Here is a 19,008-nt window from a genome sequence, read left to right as displayed (position 1 = left end):
GATCAAGGAGAGTAAATCATATGCACGGCGAAAATATTATATTGAGAATTGAAAGTTTATTGAACCAATTGCCCAAATCAGAAAAGAAAATTGCACAATATATTTTAGAAAATCCAAAAGATATAGTAAGAATGACGATACATGAATTGGCTGACCATGCCAATGCCAGCAGTTCGGCAGTTACGAGGTTCTGTCATTCCATAAAAGTTAATAGTTTTTCAGAACTGAAGGTATCCCTATCATCCCTGATTTCCCAGCCGGAGAAAAAAGGTTTCCATGACATTGAGCCTAATGAAACAATAGCATCGATTAAAAATAAAATAGTATCCAACTCCGTCCAGGCCATACAAGAAACGGCACATTATTTGGATGAGGCCGTTCTTGACAATATCATTGAAACCATGAGGAGTGCAGATGTGATTTATGTCTATGGTTTAGGGGCATCATGGCTCGTTGCTGAAGATATTACACAGAAATGGTTACGGTTAGGAAAGATTGTAAGTGCCAATCAAGACCCGCATATTACGGCCACTGCACTTGCGGCATCATCAAAGAATACCGTTTTTTTCTGTATATCCAATAGTGGCGAAACTGAAGAAATTCTGGAACTCGTTGATATTGCTAAAGCATATGGTATTAAAACAATTGGTTTATCGCGATTGGGGAACAATGGACTAACTAAAAAAGTTGATATGTCACTAAATCATGTACGTGCACCGGAGGCTAAATTCCGAAGTGCTGCAACAAGTTCGCTTTTTGCTCAATTTCTAACGGTCAGCATTATTTTCTATGCGTATGTTTCTAAATACTATAATGAAAATAAAAATGAAATTGAACGTTCAAGGGAATCGGTATTGAAATTCACAAAAAGGAATTTGGATACCTAAATGACGCCCTATAAAACGGATAAAATCAACGAACTTAAATTTTAGCTTGAGATGTTCCGATCAGGATGCCTTGTAAAAATATACATCACGATGAAAGGTAGATGTAAGCTGAATGATCCAAAAGAATTCTCCGAGTCCCATTTATCATCAACTTGAAGAGGAGATTAAAGGAGCGATTCAAAGTCTTGAATTGGTGCCAGGAGAGATGATTCCTTCAGAAAAAGAATACACTGAAAAATATGGCATAAGCAGGATGACGGTGAGACAGGCCATTTCTAACCTCGTGAATGGCGGTTATTTATACAGGCAGCGCGGAAAAGGAACATTCGTTGCCGAACAAAAATCGGAGCCGCCCTTGCAAGGTCTGACTAACTTTACAGAGGATATGATTTCAAGAGGACTTAAACCAAGTACGCGAGTTATCAGTTTTACGGAGGTCAAGGCAGATCATGAACTTGCTGCAAAGCTTGAGGTTGAAGCAGGTACCGCTATTTTCGAACTGGAACGTGTAAGGCTTGCTGATCGGTTGCCGATGGCATATGAAAAGCTATACATCCCTAAAGATCATGCCCTGGACCTTACGGAAGAAATAGCTGTAAGTGCCATTCATGATTATGTTGAAAAAAAGTTCGGCTTAAAAATCAAGCATGGCAGACAGGTAATTGAAGCCGCCATCGCTCAAAAAAAAGAGGCGGAAATGCTCGGGGTAGCTGAAGGTTCCCCTGTATTGTTGATAGATCGAAGAAGTACCCTTGAAACCAATCAACCAGTTGCGGTTGTCAGATCTGTCTACCGGGCTGATCGGTATACATTCAAAATCAATTTGGAGCGGTTATCGTGAGCAAAATGGGAGTAATAATCCCGTTCTCAAAAGATAACTAAAAACCCCCCTTGCCCAAATTGAAATGTACCCTTTGTAAAGGACAGTTTAAAAAAAGCCTAGGCAGCTTGAAAAAGATGATTTCTGTATTGAACAGGAGTCATCTTTTTTAAATTCCATTGGTATCTGTAGTGATTGTAATACGTCATATATTGCTTAATTTCTTTTTTTAATTCATCTAAAGTTGAACATGCTTTAATAGAGGCTTCATCTTTAAAATGGCCAAAAAAAGATTCTTGAGGTGCATTATCCCAGCAGTTCCCGCGCCTTGACATCGACTGGCCTAATCCCAGTTTTTTTACTAATTTCTGAAAGTCCGGATGGGTATAATGAGTTCCCTGATCAGAGTGGATAAAGGCATTCTTTGCTTTGTGAAATCTTCGATTTTTCTTTAACTTGAGGAGGGTTTCCGTAGCCAGGTCCATGGTAATGCGATCTGATACATGGTAAGCCACAATTTCATTGGTCGAAGCATCCTTAATCGTTGATAGATAAGCTTTCTTTCCTTGGCCATAGAACAAATATGTGATATCTGTCAGTAGTATTTTACCTGGAACTTCCTGTTTGAATTCCCTCTTCAAAAGATTCGGCACCACACGGTGCTCGTGAGTGGCTTTCATCATTCGTCTGTACGGATTTGCCTTCCGAATAGGGCATATAATGCTGTACTTCTTCATGATTCGCCGGATACGCTTCAAATTATAGACAACATTAAATTGACCCGCCAAAGTCATTTTGATCTGACGAGCCCCTTTCTTACGATTTTTGAAATGGAATGCTTTTATGATGATTTCTTTCACTACCTCATCCTTTTCATCTTTTCGAATTCTTTTTTCCTGTGATTTCACTGAGAAGTAATTATAATAACCACTTCTTGAAACACCGACTATTTTACAAAGGTATTTCACCATATGTTTTAGTTGATATTTTTCAATCACGGAGCGAATTAGGATATATTTTTGGAAAGGAGGAAGAACTACTTCTTCATCCCCCTTTCTGCAAAACGAATCTTTTTTAACAGTTCGTTTTCTGCCTTTAGTAAGTTGATTTGTGCTTCTAAGCGAGCATTTTTCTCCTCTAGGGTAAGTTTTCTTTCCTTTTGGCGCCCTGAATTTCCTGCTCTAGTGTCACATAAACCAATAATCCCGTTCTTCTCGTAAACTGCTTGCCATCTCTTACTCGCTGATTTAATTCTTTCCGTCCCCAAAACCTCTACATCAAACCCAAATTCTTCAAATATTTGCCTTACGAACTTGCCTTTCTGTTTTTCCGCTATAAATATATGCTTAAATTCATCAGTATAAGTAATTCCTTTTGAACTTACAGATTTAACATAATTATTAGATGATAGTAGTTTGATTTCTTTCTCTGTAAAAAGCTTTTTACTCATAACCTTCTCCAGTCCCATGTTGTGTTTTCTCGTTGTGTTTCTTAATTATACAAAAAAGTACCCTATAGGAGACTTTTTTAGGTGTCTACTCTATAGGGTACATTTCAAATGGACAAGGGGGGTTTTTTAGTAGAATATCATTTTTCAAGTTTGAGAATTTGCCAGATAGAAAGGAAAGATACGATCAACAATCCGGGACTTTCATTATTTCGCTAAGCTTTCTGTCAATCGGTTTTCTTTCCAAATGACAGTAATGCCAAGGCCAATGACGATAATGACAGCAGCGAAAAGATAAGGGTAGTGGATGTTTACGTCAAAAAGCAATCCTCCCATGGATGGCCCGGCGATATTCCCTAAGCTCGTATAGGTGGAGTTCATTCCAGCAACGAATCCTTGTTCTTTCCCGGCAGCTTTTGATAAAAATGTCGTCAATGCCGGACGAAGCAGGTCAAATGCAAGGAATATGAAGCAAGTTACCACTAGTACTGCCAAAAAGCTGGAAATCATAGTGGATGCTACCGCAAAAATGGCCCCGACGATTAAACATAATTGGATAAGCTTCTTTTCGCCGAGTATATCTACCAGCTTTCCAAACATGAATACTTGCACAACAACTCCGAAAATAGAGCTTATTGTAATGATGATGGCAATATCCTTCGGCGTGAAGCCGAATTTATGATCAGAAAATAGGCTAAAAACCGTTTCATAGGCTGACAAACCAAAAGCGAGTACAAATACAATGATGAACGCAATAAAGTAAAGCGGATTCAGAGATTTTTTTAAATCGCCGATAAAGTTCGTTTGCTTTGTATTAGCAGAAACTTTTGCAAGCTGTTCCTTTGTCATCGGTTCTTTTAAAATGAACATTGATGAAAGGCAAGCTATAAAAGCAATGCCCGCCGCAAGGAAGAAGGGCAAGCGTATACCATATTCTGCAACAAAGCCACCGATTCCTGGTCCTATTATAAAGCCCAAGCTAATGGCGGCTGAAATATAGCCCATTGCTTTAGGCCTTTCTTGAACGGATGTAATGTCCGCAACATATGCAGTAACACCTGGCATGATAAAGGCGGCACTGATTCCGCCAAGGATCCTTGATAAATAAAACACCGACACGTTTGTCCCTACACCGAAGATTAGTTCCGAAACACCAAAAAGGAATAAGCCGATGATGATGATTTTCTTTCTGCCGTAACGGTCAACCCAACGACCTGCGAATGGAGACATAACAAGCTGTGAAACCGCAAATACGGCAACCAGATAGCCCATTGTGCTTCCGGATAAATGCATGATATTCATAAATGACGGCATAACGGGGATGATGAGTCCTATTCCCAGAAAAGCAATGAATATATTGCTTAGAAGGATAATTAATACCGCCTTTTGATCTTTAATTGGTTTATTCATGTTTTAACACCACTTTCATTGTGAATCATTTTTGTGAAATACCCCTCCAAAACACTTTCCAGGAGGCAGTTAATTTATCCTTCAGCCTTTTCTCATCATTGCCGTATACAAGCTCAAGCAAAATGGAATCCACGACTCCCAAGAATGAATAGGTCGGCGTTATGGCTTCATCTTCGACGATTAATTTGGCATCGATCCAATCATGGAATTTACATTCCAGGATCGCCTGCACCTTTTCCTCGATATCTATCACTTCCTGCCCGATTTCTTTTTCAAGATGCGCTGGCGGAAAAAAGGACATACGCAGCCAAAACTTTATATGCTCATTTTTTTGGAAAAGGTCGATGACCAATTGAAGGAATCCGTATAAGTCTTTTTCAGGATTTTTTGAATCAACTTTACTGAAATATTGGAGTTTCGACGATAGCTCCGTCTCTTTCGCATCACGTAAAACTTGCAGGAAAAGATCATCCTTTCCTTTAAAATGAGCGTAAATGGATTGCTTTTTCATGCCGACTTCTTCAGCTATTTGAGAAAGCGAAGCTCCTTCATAACCATGAATCGTGAAATATTTTAGAGCGGCGTCCTTAATTTCATTACTTTTCAATAATATCACCTCATAATTTAACGAACGTTCGTCAGTTATAATAGCAAATTACATAAATATATGCAAGCGAATATGTTAATAAAAAAGTATTATGCCCGAGATCATTGATAATTATGGCGCTATGTTTAAAAAGGACATAGATATGCACTCTAGGCTATTCACAAAATTCCTGCATATAATTCTATATGGATAATAAAGAGGCAGGTGGGATGAAGTTGGATATGTATGACATCAGAAATGCGATTCATTACTATTACACAAAAATACAAGAAACGAATCATCCTTATTATTGGTACTCTTTGGCTGAGACCCAAAGTAGGGCCGGATTAACAAATGAAGCACTGCAAACGATAGAAAACGCCTTGTCGTTTCAGAATCCTTATCCTTCCAAAACAGAACTGGTAGACATGCAATTGAACCTCCAAACCGTTCTTTCAAGACAAATGAACTCCAGCAGAACAGTCATAGTGACCTCAAGACAGGGAGATATTGATGGGGACGGGACAAAGGACAATGTTTTTCTTACCGCAAATAAAACCCCTGATAGCCCCTTTTGGAGGAATATAACTTTGGTTATCCAAAATGGGAGGACTAATCAATATGAACAAGTTCCCATGAAAAATGACGCAGGATATAATCCGACCCTTTTTCTTGGTGATTTTACAGGTAATGAGGGGGATGACATATTAGTGGTCATTGATACAGGAGGAAGCGGGGGTTCCATTTATGCGTATGTTTTTTCCTACCTTAACGGTCAACTCATGACCATTTTTAATTCAGATTCATTCAATGAATCCTTTCAATACGATGTTCATTATGAAAACCAATACAAAGTAAAGGTGAACAGTCATTACCTAAAAGAAAGGTACATTCTTGACCTGACTTATAAGGATCAGGAATATTTATCTGAAATTTATAACAAGGATGGTATATTGAAGGCGCCGATTGAAGGATGGGTCAATCCTTTATCTGGTTTATATCCGGTTGATTTCAATAGGGATGGCATATATGAGCTCGAAGCGTATCAAAGGATTGCAGGGAGGTACAATGCCGACTCACTGGGATTTGTACAGAACGTATTGAAATGGAACGGGAAAGCATTTGCTCCTGACCGGCAGAATGTGGCTATTTTCGGAGAGGAAATATAGCACAATGGAATAGATGGTCCATGAACAAGGTACAGGCAAAATCTTCGCCCAAAAGAAACCGGGAAATATTCCTGGCAATGGTTCACCTGACTGTGTTCATTGACGAAGAAAATTGACCGGCTTTCTATACGATTTAATCCAAGGGGATTCTTGCATATTGGAATTTTTAGTAGGCGATACCTACACGTGCTTTTAAAAAATCGTTACTTTTTATTTGGCTAAATGCAAATTCTGCTGTATCCGGAACGGATATTTCAATACTATCCTCCGGCAAAAAGTCGCCTTCTATACGATATATACCAACTCTCTTTCCATCCGGCAAATACGTAGGACAGACAATTGTCCATTGAAGTGTTGATTGTTTAAGCAAATCGAAAACTTCATGATGTTCTTTCGCTGCACGGGTAGACTTCTGCTTTGATTCACTTGTCTGATAACGCAGAGAATTTGGGGTTGTTCTACTTTGGAGGATACCTGCCGTTCCAATGGTTATAATTCGTTGTATACCTTCGTTTTTCATAGCTTCGATAATTAGTGGCATACTTGCTGATAAAGTCGTTGTCCCATCAGTATTAAGTGCACTAATAACTACATCAATTCCATGCATGGCACGTACGATATCATCTTTATTTAAAACATTACCTTGAATGATGGTTAAATTGTCATTGTTTATAGCGATCTTCTCTGGAGTGCGAACTAAAACGGTAACATGATGATTGTCTTGCAGACCATGAATAACTAATTGACCCCCAACTCGTCCAGTTGCACCCAAAATTAAAATATTCATGGAAACGACCTCCTTTTTTTCTAATATAATTATTCCACTAACATTGTATCGTCATTTTCAACTAATGGGGAGTTTTGTGCATTAAATCATTATAATCCAGTGTTTGCTGGCGGTACCCCATGCCCAAGAGCATTTTCCCACAATCTTTTTGTGGGTATATTTTTTCCTCAACATTGAATTCATCCAAAAGCTTATTGTGGATAGCTTAATGAAAGATTACCTATTTACTGCTTCAGATAAATTAAATAAATTTTTTATAAAATTATTCATATTTAGATAAAATTACTAATTTTTGTTTTATAAAGCCTTTCTAATATGAAATCCTGTTATGTCCAAGCTCACTTATTCCTTTTCCATATACTAATAAAAAAAGGAGGTGAGAAAGTGAGTAAAAGTAAGAATAGCTCTTCACGCAAGGATGAAGAGAAAGTGAGTAATAATGAGCATAGCTCTTTACGTAAAGATAAAGCGAAAATAGAATCGGCGCACCAAGAGTGTATTGATCGTGCTTATCGTATTCCTATATTTTTAAGTACGACGACTCATTTAAATGACAACCAACAACGGTTTCTAAACCGTCTAATTTTAGAGATTGAGAATGCTTTACTTTTTCCGCGTACATTACCATTAAGCGAAAGTTATCCTGAATCCATTTTAACTGATATTCGTCGGTTAGTTTCATCAAGCTATGGAATGTTGGCAGTAAACCTTCGTCGTTTTAAAATTCAAACAGTTGATGTCAATGCAGGACCCCTTCCACCTTCCACTCCATTCTGGACAGGATCAGTTTATTCACAAGTAGAACCTTCAATGGCTTTTCAATTTGGTCTACCCTTATTATTAGTAAGGGAAGAAGATACTGACGCAAATAATGGAATTTGGGCAGGAGGAATTGCCCCACTCAACCTATTTATAGTTTGGCATTCTGAAACTCAAACTGTAGATCAATTCTTTAACACTCCTGAATGGAGATCAGCCTTTGCAAATTGGAGTGCACAAGTAAGAAATGCTTTTTATATACAGACAGAGCCTCAGTTCAAGTACAGATGTGAATGAAACCCTGGTACTTTAGCAATAAGTCGAAAATATACAATGTTTAGTTCACCTTTATATATTTTCGACTTATTCACACAAAAACAAATATTTCCTTTTTTGTTATCACGAACAAAAAGATTTACTTCATAAAAACACACAATTGTGTAGCCGCCTCGAAGCATCTACAGGTGTCCTCATGAGCCCTGAGGGGGTGGCGAGTTCCTCCACGTTTAGTAGGAAAAGCGAGGGAAAATGATAAAACCACCTTCGGTTCCACGGGTCTAACCATTCAACCGAAAGGCTTATACATAAGGGATTTAGGGTATTTCGACTTACAGCTTACAGAAAATGAATGATGAAGGTGCTTACTAAATCTCACGTTTGAAGTTGAATTCTCGTATATATCGTAAGAATGATGAACCAGAGTTTTTTTAAAATGGGACTGTGAAGAAAGGTACTCTCTTTATTCAGTTAGAACGGAAGAGCTTATGAATCAATTTCAACATGGATGGTTTTTATGTCATGCGGTATTTTTAGCGTTACCATTGCAAATTAAAGAGAACATCCTTGTATATTATCTCTTGCGCGCTTACCTTGATGGCGATGTGGCGGTATCCCCGTTGATAAGGAAACAAAACGGGCCGCTCAATAGCTTCATGAGGGGCCCATTTAACGTGAAAAAATATAAAAACGTCTTAAAACAAGTCAATAGCGGCCACAATTTTGCCCCTAATATCCCTGTCCTTCTTTCGATTTTAGAAAAGCATCAACGGATTCGTCCAATAATTTTTCCCGATTAGGATCTTCATTGACATCTGTATCCACTTCCATCACGTCGTTTAATCGACTAACCTGACTTTTTGGCTGAGCTGGATTATTTTTTTCTTTTGGCATATAAACTCCTTCTTGAACAGTTATTTTTTATTTAGTATGAACGATTCATCCAATATTCACTAAGATTATTTCCGTTTCTTTCCCAAATTGAGTCCGGTTGTCTTAATGGAAGGTTGAAACAACATACACGATATTATTTCGGTTATCATTGACTGAATATTATAAATATTATAATATTTATTTTGCGCATTTGTTTTTTGAAACAAGGTTTTATATTAGAAACAACTGGGTTTTCCTTGTGTACAGTCAAATAATCTGACAGGAGGTTTTTGTTATGAAGAAAAGATTAAGGAATACTTCGTTTGGTTTTTTATTGGTAGTGACCATAATTCTATCATTATCATTATTTCTTCCTTCATTTGGCCAAACAGCGGTCCAGTAAACCGATTTTAAAGTAACCCTATTAGGTACAGGTTCTCCACTTTTAAGTACATCCCGCTCCGGTCCAGCTACTCTTGTAGAAGTTGGTAATGAAAAATTCCTCTTTGATGCTGGACGCGGAACCGCTTTACAATTATATAAAGCGAATATGTTACCAGGAAGTGTTGATAAGTTATTCCTTACGCATTTGCATTCGGATCATACAATCGGCATACCGGACGTATGGCTTACAGGTTCCTTACCAACAGGAGGGAAAAGAGAGCAAGCATTTAAGATTTGGGGACCTAAGGGAACCGAGAAAATGATGGTACATATGAATAAAGCATATAAAGCCGATTTGGATGCAAGGGATGACTCTGGAAATGGGAACGTTGAAGGAGAGGAGGGTATTGTCTATAACAAAAAGGGAATTGAAGTAATAGCCTTCAAGGTTGACCATAAATCAATAGAACCGGCTTTCGGTTATCGGGTTAATTACAAAGGACATTCAGTAGTTATCTCAGGCGACACCCGCTATAATGAAAATCTTATAAAATTTGCCAAAGGTGCTGATGTGGTGATTCATGAGGTTGCAGCGGCAAAACCTGATATTCAATCAGAATCAATCGCCAATATACTTGATCTTCACACTACACCGGAGGAAGCAGGTAAAGTCTTTAGCCAAATACAACCAAAACTTGCTGTGTACTCACATATAGTATTATTGGGAGGATTAACAGAAGAAAAAGCTGATTTGCTCGAAAGAACAAAAAAAACATATGAAGGAACTGTGTTAGTAGGGGAGGATTTACTATCCATTGAAATAGGGGAGAGGTACAAGTACAACAGCCGGTTAACGAGGCGAACTCGGGAAGCTAAAACAGACCAGCTTCAGCGAGCAAATGAGTTATGCCTATTAATTAATCTTAGAGAGTTTGAAACATGAGCCGCCTTACCAAAGCCAAATAAATGCATATTTTTTCTAAAGGGAATCCAAAAAGAAGGATTCCTTTTTTAGTTAGGTAAAGAAGGAAAAACAGAGCTAGGCCGTCCGTCGGAAGAAATCAGTGAAAAAGACGAGGAATTTTATATAGTTCTTATACATATAGAGGAAAAAACGGCGGACAGAAATCAAGATTTTTTTAAGTCAAATATTAAGGAAAACAGAACGAAAAAAATCCCCGACATGTATATCGTGAATGGCTCCAGGAAGTCTATGATAATGCTTATTTTTTCACTCTCTCTTCACCTTGATTTTATTCATTTTGATCCAGAACGTTTCATTACGTATGAAATTTAGAACCAAGACTGTTGAACTTCTTGAAGTTGTTGTTGAGCTTCTTCAAGCTGTTGCTGTGCTTGTTGGAATAGTTGTGGATTATCATTAACCTGGGCAGATTGTATAGCCTGTTTGGCTTGTTGCGCCGCAATTATAGCTTGCTGATATTGTTGTTTTTGTGTCATTTTAAAAGTCTCCTTCATTATTTTTATACTAAAGGCTAAACCTTTAACCTTTTTATATTTTGTATTTAAATTTTGATATTATTCATGAATAGGTTGATTCATTTCTCCTTATGTAAGTTAGAAGGCATGTACGGAAAAAATTTGATTTTTTGAAGTCAATAAAGGGATATTCCATAAAATACAAGATGAAAGCTGAGCGGTACAAACATACGGTTTTTCCCTACTTCAAATGAACTCCGTTAAAAATCACCATAATACCCAATTGGTTATACAAACTTATCGGAAGCATGGTTTAGACGCTCATCGTTTTCACCTTCATCATTTTAGTAACCTGTCACATTGAAAAAATCTCCCGAAGTCTTTGAGAATACTAAGTCTATCCAACAATTCATCTGATTAACCATGCTTTCTTTCGGGGCGTTTCATGATTTCATCGGATTGGCTTAGCATACGAAGCTTTCGAACATATTCAGATATCCAGTTGATAAATGAGAAATATCCATTTTTGACTATATCAACTATTACTTAATGTATCCTTACATCACCTTTGGATTGAGGTAAAGTCGCGATATCCTTGTTTCATTTAAGATTGGATAGTTGCCGATTAGATTAATAGTGGCGTAAGGGTAGAACCTTGAATCGATATGAAGGTAAATATCACCGAACGATTGAAGAATAGTACCAACCTTTAAAAAAGCTGGTTTCATGATTGAAGATATGAGGTAAGGATTTCAAGATCAGAGGAAATTAAAAGTGAAAGTGAATATAAACGAAGTGTTGAATTAATTTAGAGGTTTCATGACAAATAAGATTTTTACATTTACACCAGCTTTAACTCAGAAAAGGGCGCTTGAATTTAATAAAAGGAAAGCACATATTATGCGTGACTAATACGTGCTCTTCTTTTTAGGAATTTATAATGTTTTAGGTCTTGAAATAAGGTTATTCAAAAGGAAGTATAAATTAAAGATACCCATTTAATACTGTGCCAAAAAGATCGAATTCAGGATCTTTTGACTGGTTTTTTGGTTGGGCTTCGGATCGCCCTATTGAAGAGTTGATACCACCTTCAACTGACTCTACAAGGGTTTCGTCATTCTCTTTATGAAATGGGTTATCAATCATCCCAAAATCAACTCCTTTTTATAATATAAACGAATGGTTAGTTATTAATTCCCTAAATACTTTTATTTTATGCAAGAAAATATGGCGATGACTGGAATTCATTGAAATGAACGGAGAAAAATGTGTAAGCAATCGTGATGATTTTTATGACAGGATGCATAATGATTATTTTATGCCCATAAAAAAAAATGGTACCGATTCATTGATCAGTTGAGGGGTTTAACAGGATTCAGTTTTAATTTTTGGACTTCGGCCTACTTAGTAGCAAAAGGATTGAAAAAGTTCATTCCACATGTGGTTACAGGAAGCTCTAATGATCGGACCTGTTCTGATTGAAAGGTCAAAGTGGAGTGAGAATCCTTTCCTTTTTAACAAAGTAAGCCCACTCGGAAAAGCCGATCTCCTTTAGTCTTTTTTTAACTAGTTCAAATTCATCGCCAATACGTTCCGGTGTATGCGAATCCGATCCAAAGGTTACCTTTACATCATAGAAAAGAGCTCGTTCTAAAATGTCATCTGCTGGATACCACCCACCACAATCTTTCGTTTTACCAGAGGTATTAATCTCAATGGCGATATCTTCTGAACTAATGATTTTTAGCGTTTTTTCAATAATGTCTGTCTCAATGGAAGAAAAGGCTGGATAAAAACCTTTCATTGCATCAATATGGCCTAAGATTTGGAACACTCTGCTTTTAGCCGATTTCTGTATTAATTCATAATATTCATCCTTTACTTTTGACTGTTCTTTAGAGGTTAAGCCATTCCAACGCCCTCTTTTAAAAATGCTAATATCCTGAACATAATGAACAGATCCAATTATGTAGTCAAAAGGGTGTAAAAGATATTGATCGCGGTAGACTTCAATGTGATCAGGGAAGAAATCACTTTCCATTCCTAATAACACGTGAATTTTGTCGGCATATTTCTCTTTTAAGCGAAGTACTTCCTCAATATAAGGAACAAGTTCACTTTTTGCCATTGCAATAGTTGGGTAAAGATGGTCGTCCTCACTATAAAAATATGGAGAATGATCAGAAATCCCAATATAATGCAAGTCGTATTCGATGGCTTGCTTTACATAATCCTCAATTGTGCCGATAGCATGTCCACAGCGTTCATGGTGAGTGTGGAGATCAAATTTTATTGAATTCGTCATTTTCTTAGTCCTCCTAAAGTGAACCAGATTGTCTTATTTTATCATATCCAAAATTCACATCCTTTCTCACAAATTGAAAGAAGATTTATACCTTACTACCCTCGAAAACGAATTTCTATCTTACGGATTTAATTTTATACCCATCAATTAAAGATATTTTAGTTCGAGTAATTGGTATAAGTGTTGAATTTCCTAGGCAAAATAAAATGTTCAAATATGTAAAAGGAAAGGAAGGATATATAGAATGACAAAGGTATTGTATATCACGGCCCATCCTCATGATGACAAGCAATCTTACAGTATGGCCGTTGGAAAAGCATTTCTTGACACTTATAAAGAAGTAAATCCTAGCCATGAAATTGTGAATATTGACCTTTATAAAGAAAATATTCCTGAAATTGATGTGGATGTTTTCAGTGGTTGGGGGAAACTTCAATCTGGAAAGGGTTTTGAAGAACTCTCGTCGGAAGAGAAAGCAAAAGTTAGTCGACTTTCAGAGTTATGTGAGCAATTTATAGCGGCCGATAAATATATATTTGTAACGCCTTTATGGAATTTCTCGTTTCCGCCAGTAATGAAGGCATATATTGATTCCGTTGCTGTTGCAGGTAAATCATTTAAATACACCGAACAAGGCCCAGTTGGTCTTTTAACTGATAAGAAAGCCTTGCATATTCAAGCTCGTGGTGGTATTTATTCAGAAGGACCGGCAGCTGAACTGGAAATGGGTCACCGATATCTAAATATCATTATGCAATTCTTCGGAGTGCCTTCCTTTGAAGGTTTATTCGTTGAAGGACATGCAGCAATGCCTGATAAAGCACAAGAAATTAAAGAAAATGCTATAGCACGTTCAAAAGATCTAGCTTCTACTTTTTAAATCAAGGAGCCAACAATTTTTGTTGGCTCAGTTTGTCGACAAAAGGGGTTCGGAATTAAAAAATTCTGAACCCCTTTTGAAATTCCCTCTGAATTTCTCCTAAAGTTAAAGAGATTGGGGCTCTACGAACCCACTATGTTAGGCCATTTTTTTGGTCCTCGCCATGTCCAATTGGCCTTCTTCTTTAAATTAATGGCAGCGAAAGTAAGCCATATTTGTTTCAACTATGGTTTCCATTATTGAATGAAAGTCAGTTTAACTAAAATAACTGGATCAATACTTGGGCGTCCTACCTCTGAATACATATCTTTCACCAAGTCATAAATGAAAGTGAAGTCAATGGCAGCCTCCATTTTACGAACCAAATGGTTCGGTGGCACCAATTGATCTAAAGTAATCATTTCAAGTTGATCTCGCTGAATAGAATCATGTTTAGAAAGCATCCTCATCACCTCAAGTTTTAATACTTCTATTTTAAAACAAACATGACTCCAGGCAAAAGTGTTCTATCTAAAAGGTAAGACAAAGTTGATTGGAACGGAAGGTACGAGACTCCTGCGGGAAAAGCGCGTCTAGGGGAGACCCCGCAGGCGAAAGCCGAGGAGGCTCCCCGACCGCCCGCGGAAAGCGAGTGCCTGGAGTGGAAATCAACGTCCAAATTGTACAAGCCATAAAAATAGACAAACTCGATTTTCATCGAGTTTGTCTACAGTTTGAGCCAACAATTTTTGTTGGCTCTTTTTTTGTCAAAATAAAAAATAATTATGTGGATGTATTCTTCTTCACCAATCATAGGGCATTAAGACTTCGTATTTTATCCGCATGTTAAAATCTGGACCGCCCTAACGTCATTCGAACATGAAATTATATTAATCATTGTATAAAAAGTCAGAAAAATATAAAATGTACTTAAATCGGAGGGCTTCTTCTTATGCCATGAGTAAGGTTTTCAAATTGTTCCACTATCATTTAAATATTTATTTCTTAAAAGAAAAGAGTGGTTTTTATGATGAAAGACATTAAAAATATCTATTGTGTAGGTCGAAACTATGCCTTGCATGCAAAAGAATTGAATAATGAAATACCAACTTCCCCTTTTTTATTTTCAAAACCAACTCATTCGCTCGTGGAAGCAAACGGTCAGTCAATTACGTTGCCGAGTAATCAGGGTTCCGTTCACTTTGAAACTGAACTTGTCATACATATCGCAAAACAGTTCGAGTCAGGAATGAAAGTAGATGAAATAGTAGATTCCATGGCCATTGGTTTGGACCTGACACTTAGAGATGTTCAATCACAGTTAAAACAAAAACAGCATCCTTGGCTTTTGGCTAAAGGATTCAAAAATTCGGCAGTTGTTAGTGATTTTATTCCGTTTCCAGGTGTTGAAGCATGTGAACAATTAGATTTTTCCCTTTTAAAAAATGGAGAGCGTGTACAAGTCGGGAATATTAAAGACTTACTTTTTGATTTGCAAACCATTATAGAATTTACAGCAGAGCATTTTGGGCTTGGAAAAGGAGATATAATTTTTACCGGTACTCCAAGTGGCGTCGGTCCTCTTTCAGATCAAGACCAGCTTTCACTTAACTGGGGTGGAAATGAAATAGGGTCCTGTTCAGTTACAATGCGTTAAAGAAAAAAGCAGTCATTTTGACTGCTTTTTTTATGGATTAACTCAATTTTAGACAAAAAGAAGAAACTCGTCTAAAATGAGAAGAACCAAATAACTTACATGGAAACGGCCAATATGGCACGCACTTTTTCAAATAAGTTTTACCATAAAAATTCTGGCTTTGGTAAAATTATTTTTCATGAAGTATTTTAGAACAATTTATATGCCTTATGATAATCAATTAAAGTGCCAAATTTTATTATAAAGGATAGAACAGGGTGGAATGTGCATGAAAAACAACCAAGAAAAGAAGTATTTAGATAATTGGCTCTCGATTACAAATATTCAAATGAGCATTATGAATGAGCTGGAAAGTGCTTTGCAAAAAAATCATAACCTTTCATTAAAAGAGTTTTACGTTCTTTACTTTTTATCCAAAACAAGCGAAAAACAATTGAGGCTACAACAATTACAAGAGATGGTAGGATTAAGTCAAAGTGCTATATCCAGGCTGGTAGTCAGGCTTGAAGCAAAAAGCTGCGGCGTATTACAAAGGCAAATATGCGAAGATGATCGAAGAGGTATTTACACACGTTTAACTACATTAGGTGAAGAAAAACTACAAATATCATTAAATACAGTTCATGAAATTCTGCACTCTGCTTTTTCAAAAGGAAACCTTCAAGAGGAATTACAATCCTTAATCGAGAAATTATAATATGGTTCTTCCCTTATAACGTGAAGTCGGTTATTTCTATATATTTTAGATAGGAATATACCTTTAGCCCAGTAAGGTAATAATGAACGGATCTGTTGAGAAAGAGAGAAGTTTTTCTCCGAAGTTGAATGTAAGCGCATGCATTTGATTGGGGTGAAATAGGTTTGTTTTACCAGAGAGGATAAATTTGATTTATGCCTTATAATAAAAATGCCAGGGCGAAGAATTGTTAGCTCCTGGCATTCTTTTTTTTGAGCGAAAATTGAACTCTCCCTCAATCGTTATCTGTATTGTTGCTGGTTTTCCCCCTAAATTAACAATAATTAATGTTAATAATCCATCAACAGCATCATAAAAGATGACGAACTCCATTATCAAAGGAAAATCACTAACTGCGGCAAATTATTTGAAACTATTTTCATTTTTTGACGTAATACTATCAGGGATAATTTAGAAATCTCATAAAAACAAATGTATTTCTTGTGCTTTCTAATTACGCCCCATTTTACATATAAATTCTAATAGAGGTTTGACGAAGGGAAGAGGACGTATGTTTAAAAAAATCTTAGCAAGCTTAGGAAAAGGAGCTGCAACTGTAGATTTACAATGTGACAATCATAATTATCAAGCGGGAGAAAGCATTCAAGGGCAGCTAGTCATTCAAGGCGGTGAGGTGAAACAGAAAATCAATCAATTGACTGTCCGGTTGATGATGAATGTGGTATTAAAACAAGGAAGCGTTACTAAGGAAGTTGCACATATACCATTAGTTAATCGAGATTGTATTCAGCCCAAAGAACGTAAGGTCATTCCTTTTCATTACGTACTACCTACGAATATACCTATTTCAAGGGGAACTGTTTCATACTATCTGGATACACATCTTGATATTGAGGGCGGGGTCGACCGCAAAGATGTAGACCGGCTAGTCATCCAATCCCAGGAATCTATCACATCCATTTTTAATGCGATGGCTCAATTAGGATTTCGCGAGACAGCAGACTCAGGTAAACTCGATCAATATGGACAGGAATTTGCTTTCTTTCCCACACAACAATTCATGGGACAAGTAAATGAAGTGGAAATGCGGTTTGCCAATGAAGAATCAGGCATCCGGGTCTGGATGGAAGTTGACTGTAAAAGCGGCTACAAGGAAATTGAAGCAAAACGTGAGTTTCATTTAAATCAAAAAGTTCTTGAGCAAGAAGACAATCTTCATAAGCTACTTGGAAAGTATATATCGGAAGCTATTGAACAGCCTTATGCTTTTACACAGCCGTTTTCTTATTACGCAAACCATCCTCATGGTCGCTCTTCCCAAATGGGAAACACTATACCTGGAATGGTTGGTGGATTAGCAGTGGGTGTTTTAGGGACTATGTTATTCACTGAGATGCTGGAAGGTTTTGATATTGAGGAAATGTTTGAAGAAGCAACAGAGGAATTTGAAGGCGGATTTGATTCATTTTTTGATAATGGGGATGGGGAATCCTAAAAATAATTAGAGAATAAAAAAAGTGCCACTAATCAGTGCGTGGGTAAGAATTGGTAGACAAGCGTTACTTACTTTGATCAGTAAGAAAAGCTTGTTTTATTGTTGTTTTTATATGAAGCCAGGAAGAGGACATTTAACAGTGCACCTGCTTCCTTTTGAATATGCTCTGATTTCCCCTTAATCCTCCTATATTTAGAAAAGTTTTATCATCAGTCTGAAATCTCCATTCTTTTTTCCCAGAACAGTTCACTAAAAACGAAATATCTCTATCTGTTGTTAATTGGATTAGGTGAAGTTGATCATGAAACTAATCATATTTTGTGAATCAAGAAAAGAAAAAACATGTAGGTAAACTAATTCCTCTTAAATTAATGATTGATTTTTAAAATATAAAGTCAATCAAAACAAAAGGTTTTTCTGGTTATATCCTTTTGGGGAAATTATTATTATCTGAAAAATGAAGTAGGGAAGGAGAGAGAATATGAATGCTCCACTATGATAACCACAAATTTAATGGAATTGACATGCTTTCATCTTCTGAAAGTAGCACCTTGTTTTTTGATTTGGCGTGAAAAAAATGAATAAACAATGCTATAAGGCTAATTCTATATACAAGATGTTTAAAAAGGAGATTACATCGTGAAGCCATATGAAATAAAAAATATGATTATTGATGACGAGTTTAATGGTGAAGAATCGGTTACAGCTGACTTTACTCACAATGATAAAGATTATAGCATTACTTTAAAAAAAGAAGATCTTGAAATAATTAATGCATGGGTTTTTGAGGATGGCTCATCTCTTCCAGCAAATTTATCAGGTACTATGATTGAATCAATAAGGGAAGATATAAAAAAAAGAATCTAGTCATTGGCACTAGATCTTTTTTTGTCATTTTCTTAATCGAAGAAAAATTTAGCCTTGTTTATGATAAAGAATTATTGCTTGTGGTGCAATACCAATAAGAGTTGAAAAAGGCTTATATAACTAATATGTTGTACTTCAGAAAACTTGTGGACAATGAATCTTAACTGTTTTGTTTACTAAATTAGTTAGTATAGCTAAAAGGTATTTCAAAAAATATGGCTTTATGAATAAGAAAAAAGCCTTAATCAAAGAAAACAAGACTTTTTCGAAGTTGATTTTCCAATAAGACT

At 36.6% G+C, this 19,008-nt stretch carries 17 protein-coding genes and 3 pseudogenes; 11 read left to right on the top strand and 9 right to left on the bottom strand.

The annotated features are described in order from the left end of the window. The first annotated feature begins 20 nt into the window (after positions 1–20). Positions 21–887: a MurR/RpiR family transcriptional regulator gene (locus MHB45_RS12935; RefSeq protein WP_048683641.1), complete on the top strand. Its 867-nt coding sequence runs from the start codon at positions 21–23 to the stop codon at positions 885–887. Between the two features lie 112 nt (positions 888–999). Continuing rightward, complete coding sequence (locus tag MHB45_RS12930) at positions 1,000–1,728, top strand: GntR family transcriptional regulator (protein WP_048683639.1); 729 nt, start codon at positions 1,000–1,002, stop codon at positions 1,726–1,728. A 98-nt stretch (positions 1,729–1,826) separates the two neighbouring features. Here the strand turns inward: MHB45_RS12930 and MHB45_RS12925 are convergent. The 3 genes from MHB45_RS12925 to MHB45_RS12915 form a co-directional block, all read right to left on the bottom strand. After that, a protein-coding gene (locus MHB45_RS12925) for an IS3 family transposase (protein ID WP_226990452.1) occupies positions 1,827–3,157 on the bottom strand; the annotation gives its coding sequence in 2 pieces (ribosomal slippage) (positions 1,827–2,785 and positions 2,785–3,157; 1,332 coding nt in all). Positions 3,158–3,361: 204 nt separating this feature from the next. Beyond that, the gene (locus MHB45_RS12920; protein ID WP_063593921.1) at positions 3,362–4,564 is read right to left on the bottom strand and encodes an MFS transporter; all 1,203 of its coding nucleotides are present in this window, start codon (positions 4,562–4,564) and stop codon (positions 3,362–3,364) included. A 25-nt stretch (positions 4,565–4,589) separates the two neighbouring features. Continuing rightward, positions 4,590–5,180, bottom strand: coding sequence for a TetR/AcrR family transcriptional regulator (locus tag MHB45_RS12915; RefSeq protein WP_422395101.1), 591 nt, complete (start codon positions 5,178–5,180; stop codon positions 4,590–4,592). A gap of 398 nt (positions 5,181–5,578) precedes the next feature. On the opposite strand from MHB45_RS12915, the gene MHB45_RS12910 reads away from it, so the two are divergent. Continuing rightward, positions 5,579–6,319, top strand: a complete 741-nt coding sequence (locus MHB45_RS12910) for a hypothetical protein (RefSeq protein WP_048686844.1) — start codon at positions 5,579–5,581, stop codon at positions 6,317–6,319. Positions 6,320–6,485: 166 nt separating this feature from the next. Here MHB45_RS12910 and MHB45_RS12905 read toward each other — a convergent pair whose 3' ends face one another. Beyond that, on the bottom strand, positions 6,486–7,106 hold the full coding sequence (locus MHB45_RS12905; protein WP_048686837.1) for an NAD(P)-dependent oxidoreductase: 621 nt from the start codon (positions 7,104–7,106) through the stop codon (positions 6,486–6,488). A 429-nt stretch (positions 7,107–7,535) separates the two neighbouring features. Between MHB45_RS12905 and MHB45_RS12900 the strand changes: the two genes are divergently transcribed. Together MHB45_RS12900 and MHB45_RS12895 are read left to right on the top strand one after the other, a co-directional pair. Further along, entirely contained in the window at positions 7,536–8,162 is a 627-nt protein-coding gene (locus MHB45_RS12900; RefSeq protein ID WP_034311227.1) for a hypothetical protein, read from the top strand. 192 nt (positions 8,163–8,354) lie between these two features. Next, positions 8,355–8,650: pseudogene (locus MHB45_RS12895) on the top strand (transposase); the annotation flags it as partial. 220 nt (positions 8,651–8,870) lie between these two features. Here MHB45_RS12895 and MHB45_RS12890 read toward each other — a convergent pair. Beyond that, positions 8,871–9,035 carry a hypothetical protein gene (locus MHB45_RS12890; RefSeq protein ID WP_153246145.1) on the bottom strand — a complete coding sequence of 55 codons (165 nt, stop codon included), beginning with the start codon at positions 9,033–9,035 and terminating at the stop codon, positions 8,871–8,873. Positions 9,036–9,486: 451 nt separating this feature from the next. On the opposite strand from MHB45_RS12890, the pseudogene MHB45_RS12885 reads away from it, so the two are divergent. Next, positions 9,487–10,341: pseudogene (locus MHB45_RS12885) on the top strand (MBL fold metallo-hydrolase); the annotation flags it as partial. Between the two features lie 350 nt (positions 10,342–10,691). Here the strand turns inward: MHB45_RS12885 and MHB45_RS12880 are convergent. From MHB45_RS12880 to MHB45_RS12870, 3 genes are all read right to left on the bottom strand, one after another. Continuing rightward, positions 10,692–10,859: a hypothetical protein gene (locus MHB45_RS12880; protein ID WP_153246146.1), complete on the bottom strand. Its 168-nt coding sequence runs from the start codon at positions 10,857–10,859 to the stop codon at positions 10,692–10,694. 963 nt (positions 10,860–11,822) lie between these two features. Further along, positions 11,823–11,984 carry a hypothetical protein gene (locus MHB45_RS12875; RefSeq protein ID WP_153246147.1) on the bottom strand — a complete coding sequence of 54 codons (162 nt, stop codon included), beginning with the start codon at positions 11,982–11,984 and terminating at the stop codon, positions 11,823–11,825. A gap of 340 nt (positions 11,985–12,324) precedes the next feature. Further along, on the bottom strand, positions 12,325–13,143 hold the full coding sequence (locus MHB45_RS12870; RefSeq protein ID WP_176702907.1) for a histidinol-phosphatase: 819 nt from the start codon (positions 13,141–13,143) through the stop codon (positions 12,325–12,327). Positions 13,144–13,387: 244 nt separating this feature from the next. On the opposite strand from MHB45_RS12870, the gene MHB45_RS12865 reads away from it, so the two are divergent. After that, a complete protein-coding gene (locus tag MHB45_RS12865; protein ID WP_048686842.1) occupies positions 13,388–14,023 on the top strand; it encodes an FMN-dependent NADH-azoreductase in 636 nt (211 codons plus the stop codon). Positions 14,024–14,262: 239 nt separating this feature from the next. Here the strand turns inward: MHB45_RS12865 and MHB45_RS12860 are convergent. Further along, positions 14,263–14,466: pseudogene (locus tag MHB45_RS12860) on the bottom strand (IS5/IS1182 family transposase); the annotation flags it as partial. Between the two features lie 566 nt (positions 14,467–15,032). Between MHB45_RS12860 and MHB45_RS12855 the strand changes: the two are divergent. From MHB45_RS12855 to MHB45_RS12840, 4 genes are all read left to right on the top strand, one after another. Next, entirely contained in the window at positions 15,033–15,659 is a 627-nt protein-coding gene (locus tag MHB45_RS12855) for a fumarylacetoacetate hydrolase family protein (protein WP_048682126.1), read from the top strand. Between the two features lie 268 nt (positions 15,660–15,927). Then, a complete protein-coding gene (locus MHB45_RS12850) occupies positions 15,928–16,356 on the top strand; it encodes a MarR family winged helix-turn-helix transcriptional regulator (RefSeq protein WP_048682085.1) in 429 nt (142 codons plus the stop codon). A gap of 550 nt (positions 16,357–16,906) precedes the next feature. Continuing rightward, positions 16,907–17,851, top strand: coding sequence for a sporulation protein (locus tag MHB45_RS12845; RefSeq protein ID WP_072273981.1), 945 nt, complete (start codon positions 16,907–16,909; stop codon positions 17,849–17,851). A gap of 639 nt (positions 17,852–18,490) precedes the next feature. Then, positions 18,491–18,718, top strand: coding sequence for a hypothetical protein (locus MHB45_RS12840; RefSeq protein ID WP_048682109.1), 228 nt, complete (start codon positions 18,491–18,493; stop codon positions 18,716–18,718). Positions 18,719–19,008: the final 290 nt, after the last annotated feature.

This window comes from Peribacillus sp. FSL K6-5616 (assembly GCF_038008245.1).
Lineage (GTDB): Bacteria > Bacillota > Bacilli > Bacillales > DSM-1321 > Peribacillus > Peribacillus frigoritolerans.
The sequence above is the reverse complement of the archived record's forward strand: the minus strand, read 5'-3'. Positions and strand labels throughout refer to the sequence as shown.